At 52.5% G+C, this 728-nt stretch carries 1 protein-coding gene; it reads left to right on the top strand.

The features are described 5' to 3' along the window. Positions 1–51: 51 nt before the first annotated feature. Positions 52–390, top strand: a complete 339-nt coding sequence (locus tag D1159_RS19030) for a hypothetical protein (RefSeq protein ID WP_161847141.1) — start codon at positions 52–54, stop codon at positions 388–390. Positions 391–728 lie beyond the last annotated feature (338 nt).

Below are 728 nucleotides of genomic sequence, written 5' to 3' on the forward strand. Positions count from 1 at the left end.
AAAATCAAACGCTTCATGCGCGAGCTGGAGAACGCATAAGGGGGTGCGGCCATGTCCGCGCCAAACCTGAAGGAAATAGAGTGGGCTATCCAAGAACTGGAGCAGGAGGAAAGCAGCGAAAAGCGGTATACCTTGCTGGCCGCGCTTTACACCTGCCGCAATGAGATGCTGGGGCTTTCCGCCGCCCAGCCGCAGATTGCGGCTTACGCTGAAGCTGCCGCAGGAGCAGAGGACGCCTTGGACCAGTACGGCGACAGCGACTTTCTCCGCGCCGTGGCGGGGAGACCGCCCTCTAAAGCGTGGATGGTCATGGATGAGCTCATGGATACTCTCCGGGTGGTGAATCCAAGAGCCTATGACGGCGTCATGAGAAAGCTGCGTAAGATTTGAAAAGAGGGGGCGTAAGCTCCCTCTTTTCATCTCCAAATATATTTTCCTGTGTCGAGTGAGAAAACAGCGTTTACACACGGCTGGCAGATATCAGCAACCAACTGATCGTTAGTGGGCTCTCCTGCGAAGCAGAATATGACCTGGCCAGCCGAGACAGGACGTATATTTTTCCTGAGAACAAAGAACTGCATGGCCGGATAAAAGAAAAAGAGGAAAAGTAACGGTTACTTACACGTTACTAACAAATCGGTTAAGACCATAAAAAAGAAAACTCCTAGAGCCGTTGCGGCTCTAGGAGTTCCTATGGTGGAGACTACTGGACTCGAACCAGTGACCTC

The sequence above is a fragment of the Pseudoflavonifractor sp. 524-17 genome, assembly GCF_009935845.1.
GTDB lineage: Bacteria > Bacillota > Clostridia > Oscillospirales > Oscillospiraceae > Pseudoflavonifractor_A.